Annotated in this window: 5 protein-coding genes; all 5 read right to left on the bottom strand. The window is 63.6% G+C overall.

Features of this window, described 5'->3' with window-relative positions; genetic code table 11:
- On the bottom strand, window positions 1-1,013 hold a 1,013-nt coding region (locus EN750_RS20405; protein ID WP_127397473.1), incomplete at its 3' end, for a 2Fe-2S iron-sulfur cluster-binding protein.
- Window positions 1,014-1,242: 229 nt separating this feature from the next.
- Entirely contained in the window at window positions 1,243-1,518 is a 276-nt protein-coding gene (locus EN750_RS20395) for a sarcosine oxidase subunit delta (protein WP_127397471.1), read from the bottom strand.
- A 17-nt stretch (window positions 1,519-1,535) separates the two neighbouring features.
- Window positions 1,536-2,789 (bottom strand): sarcosine oxidase subunit beta family protein, encoded by a 1,254-nt coding sequence (locus tag EN750_RS20390; RefSeq protein ID WP_127270293.1) that lies wholly within the window; start codon window positions 2,787-2,789, stop codon window positions 1,536-1,538.
- Window positions 2,790-2,825: 36 nt separating this feature from the next.
- Window positions 2,826-4,133, bottom strand: a complete 1,308-nt coding sequence (glnT, locus tag EN750_RS20385) for a type III glutamate--ammonia ligase (protein WP_127397470.1) — start codon at window positions 4,131-4,133, stop codon at window positions 2,826-2,828.
- A 61-nt stretch (window positions 4,134-4,194) separates the two neighbouring features.
- A partial coding sequence (locus EN750_RS20380) for a glutamate synthase-related protein (RefSeq protein WP_245482752.1) occupies window positions 4,195-4,460 on the bottom strand: 266 nt, incomplete at its 5' end.

Genomic DNA, 4,460 nt, shown 5'->3' with positions numbered 1-4,460 from the left:
TAGGCGCTGTCATTGTTGGTGAACAGCGCGAGGCGCTTTGCCGGTGTCGCCGCATAGCGCGCGACATAGGTGCGCATGGCGGACGCCATCATAACACCGGGCGTGTCGTTGCCGGCAAAGACGATCGGCCGTTCGATGGCGCCGGCCGCGACGACGCAGCGCTTCGCCACGATCCGCCACAGCCGCTGTCGCACATGGTGCTCGGGCGGCGAGGGCAGGTGGTCGTTGACCCGCTCGATCGCGCCATAGGTACCGCCATCATAGACGCCGAACAATGTCGTGCGGGTCATGATGCGGACATCGGGCATATCGGCCAATTCAGCCAGCGTCCGCGACAGCCATTCGGCTGCCGGCACACCATCGATCGTGCCGCCATCCGACAGCAGGCGGCCGCCGGGGACAAAATCCTCTTCGCACAGGATGACGCGGGTACCAGCGCGGCCGGCTGCCAATGCCGCGGCCAGACCGGCCGGACCTGAACCGGCGATCAGCACATCGCAATGCGCCCATGCCTTGTCGTAGTGATCGGGATCGGCGATGCCTGAGGCACGGCCGAGGCCGGCGGCGCGGCGGATCGCCGGCTCGTAGATCGCTTCCCAGAACTTCGCCGGCCACATGAAGGTCTTGTAGTAGAAGCCGGCGACGAAGATCGGCGCGAACAGCTGGTTCACCGACATCACATCGTGGCGCAGCGACGGCCATCGGTTCTGGCTGGCGGCCTCGAGCCCGTCATAGAGTTCGGCTGTCGTCGCCTTGGTGTTCGGCTCGCGCCGTGCGCCGGTGCGCAGCTCGACCAGCGCGTTGGGTTCTTCCGAACCAGCGGTGAGAATACCGCGCGGGCGATGGTATTTGAACGATCGGCCGACCAGCTTGACGCCGTTGGCGATCAGCGCCGAGGCGAGCGTGTCGCCCTGGAAGCCGGAGAAAATCTTGCCGTCGAAACGGAAGTTCAGTGGCACCGAGCGGTCGATGAGACCGCCCGACGTGAGACGGTAGGATTGGCTGGAAGTCACGATTGCCGACCCTTCGTCGCTTCGATGTCATGCGGCAGCGTCGAGCCGCCCCTCATCGCCCTGCCGGGCACTTCTCCCCGTATAGTGACGGGGAGAAGGACGCTCTCGTCCACGATTTCGCTAATCATCAACGCTGCAGGAATAGCAGCCAGGTCCCTCTCCCCGTCTCTATACGGGGAGAGGGTGCCGGCAGGCAGGTGAGGGGCGGCGCTGACTTGCACAAGAAAATTCATTTCGCGACCTGCCTCGCACCCACGCCAGCCGCCGGCTCAACGGTGGAAATCTCGTGCGTCAGCGTGTTGCGTGTGACCTTCAGCCAGGCCCGGCAACCACCGCCATGGTACCAGTGTTCGCTGGTCGCGCCGGCGACATTGTCGCGCAGATAGACATAGTCGAAGACCTCGTCTTCCGAGGCGCCGGCTTCGGGCCGTACGGGCTTGGCGTCGCCGAGATAGGTGAACTCGCCGAGTTCGCGTTCGCCGCAGAAGGGACAGACAATGCGCATGCTGTTCTAGACCGCCTTCAATGCAGGTTCGGTTGGGCGCCCTGGCCCTTTTCGTCGATCATCGCACCAGTCCGGAACCGGTCGAGGCGGAACCGTGCCGCCTCTTCGTGCGATTCATCGCGGGCCAGAAGGTGGGCAAAGACAAAGCCGGAGCCTGGTGTCGCCTTAAAGCCGCCATAGCACCAGCCGGCGTTGAGATAGAGCCCGTCGACTGGCGTCTTGTCGATGATCGGCGAACCGTCCATCGACATGTCCATGATGCCGCCCCACTGGCGCAAAAGACGCACGCGGCCGATCATCGGCATCAGCGCCATGCCGCCCTCGCAGACATCCTCCATCACAGGCATGTTGCCGCGCTGGGCGTAGGAATTGTAGCCGTCTATATCGCCGCCGAAGACCAGCCCGCCCTTGTCCGACTGGCTGACGTAGAAATGGCCGGCGCCGAAGGTCATGACACCAGGGATGAGCGGCTTGATCGCCTCGGAGACAAAGGCCTGCAGCACATGGCTTTCGATAGGCAGGCGCAGGCCGGCCATCGCCGCGACGCGCGACGAACTTCCGGCAACAGCCATGCCGACCTTGCCGGCGCCGATCTTGCCGCGCGATGTCTCGACGCCGGTCACCTTGCCATTGGCGTCCCTGACGAAGCCGGTGACTTCGCAATTCTGGATGATGTCGACGCCGAGTTCGCTCGCCGCATGCGCATAGCCCCAGACCACCGCATCGTGCCGCGCCGTGCCGCCGCGCCGCTGCAAGAGCCCGCCTTGCACCGGAAAGCGCGCATTGTCGAAGTTCAGGAACGGTATCATCTTCTTGACGGCAGCGAGGTCGAGCAGTTCGGCGTCGATGCCGTTGATGCGCATGGTGTTGCCGCGCCGCGCATAAGCGTCGCGCTGTGCGTCGGAGTGGTAGAGGTTGATGACGCCGCGCTGGCTGACCATCGCATTGTAGTTGAGGTCCTGCTCCATCCGCTCCCACAGCTTCATCGACAGTTCGTAGAAGCCGGTGTTGCCGGGCAGACCGTAATTGGAGCGGATGATGGTGGTGTTGCGGCCGGCATTGCCGGAGCCGATCCAGCCTTTTTCGAGTACGGCGACATTCTTGATGCCGTACTCGCTGGCGAGAAACCAGGCGGTGGCAAGCCCGTGGCCGCCGCCGCCGATGATCACCACGTCGTAGCGATCCTTCGGCGTGGCGTCGCGCCAGGTGCGCTGCCAGTTCTTGTGGCCGGACAGGGCGGCGCGGGCGAGCGAGAAGATAGAATATTTCATCAGTTCATTCCGAGGTCGCTCGCACCGCGCTGGTGGTCAGATATCCAGCGTGTGGTCGCGCTCCCATTGCGTGAAGTGCGAAGCATAGGAATTCCATTCCTGGTGCTTCAGCTTTAGGTAGGCCGACGAGAATTCCTCACCCAGCGCCGCCTTGAGCGATTTGTCCTTGTCGAACTCTCGCAAGGCGTCGAGCAAGTTGAGCGGCAGTTTTGGAGCGCCCTTCACCGTGTGCCCATGCTGGTACATGTCGATGTCGTAGCGCTTGCCGGGATCGGCCTTCGAGCGGATGCCGTCGAGGCCGGCGGCGATGATAACCGCCTGCAGCAGATAAGGGTTGGCAGCACCATCCGGCAGCCGCAGTTCGAAGCGGCCGGGGCCGGGCACGCGCACCATGTGGGTCCGGTTGTTGCCGGTCCAGGTCACCGTGTTCGGCGCCCAGGTCGCGCCCGAGATGGTGCGCGGCGCGTTGATGCGCTTGTAGGAATTCACCGTCGGGTTGGTGATCGCGGCAAGCGCGGAAGCATGCTTCATGATGCCGCCGAGGAAGTTCCGGCCCTTGGCCGACAGGCCGAGTTCCATCGCATTGTCGGCGAAAACGTTGGTCTTGCCCGATTTATCCCAGACCGAGATATGGGCATGGCAGCCATTGCCGGTCAGCCCCTGGAAGGGTTTGGGCATGAACGTCGCGCGCAGGCCATGCTTCTCGGCGATCGACTTGACCATGAACTTGAAGAACGAGTGCTTGTCGGCGGTCGCCAGCGCGTCGTCGAAGGCCCAGTTCATCTCGAATTGGCCGTTGGCGTCCTCGTGGTCGTTCTGGTAGGCGCCCCAGCCGAGCGCCAGCATGTGGTCGCAGATCTCGGCGATGACGTCGTAGCGCCGCATCACCGCTTGCTGGTCGTAGCAGGGCTTTGAGGCCGTGTCGTATTCGTCGGAAATCGTCTTGCCATCGGGCGAAATCAGGAAGAACTCGGCCTCGACGCCAGTCTTGACGTGCATACCGTCGCTGGCGGCCTCCGCGATCAGCCGCTTCAGCGTGTTGCGCGGCGCCTGGTCGACCTCCTTGTCGTCCATGATGCAGTTGGCCGCGACCCAGGCGACCTCAGGCTTCCACGGCAGCTGGATCACCGAATCCGGATCCGGAACCGCCAGCATGTCGGGATGCGCCGGCGTCAGGTCCAGCCAGGTGGCGAACCCGGCAAAGCCGGCGCCGTCCTTCTGCATGTCGGCGATAGCCTGTGCCGGCACCAGCTTGGCACGCTGGCCACTGAACAGGTCAGTGTAGGAAATCATGAAATATTTGACGTTTTTCGCCCTTGCGAATTCTGCAAGATCAGTTGCCACGATAGTTCCCCATTTTTATCGATTGTTGTTCCCGAGTATGCGGGAGTCGGCCCTTCGTTGATTAGAAGCCGTTCTTCCCCGGTATCCAGTTGGTGCCGGCCAGCGGCACGCCGGCCATGGCGGCTGCCTCGATCGTCAGCGCGACGAGGTCCTCGGGTTCGAGATTGTGCAGGCTGTTCTTGCCGCAGGCACGCGCGATGGTCTGCGCTTCCAGCGTCATCACCTTGAGGTAGTTCGCCAGCCGGCGCCCGGCAGCCACCGGGTCGACCCGCTTCATCAATTCGGGGTCCTGCGTGGTGATGCCAGCGGGGTCGCGCCCCTCGTGCC

It is taken from the genome of Mesorhizobium sp. M7A.F.Ca.ET.027.03.2.1, assembly GCF_003999175.1.
Taxonomy (GTDB): Bacteria; Pseudomonadota; Alphaproteobacteria; order Rhizobiales; family Rhizobiaceae; genus Mesorhizobium.
Note: the sequence above shows the minus strand (reverse complement) of the source record. Positions and strands in the feature narration are given on the sequence as shown.

Coding starts and splice junctions, on each gene's coding strand:
- EN750_RS20395 (WP_127397471.1), bottom strand. CDS start 1,518: ATGCGCATTGTCTGTCCCTTCTGCGGCGAACGCGAACTCGGCGAGTTC.
- EN750_RS20390 (WP_127270293.1), bottom strand. CDS start 2,789: ATGAAATATTCTATCTTCTCGCTCGCCCGCGCCGCCCTGTCCGGCCAC.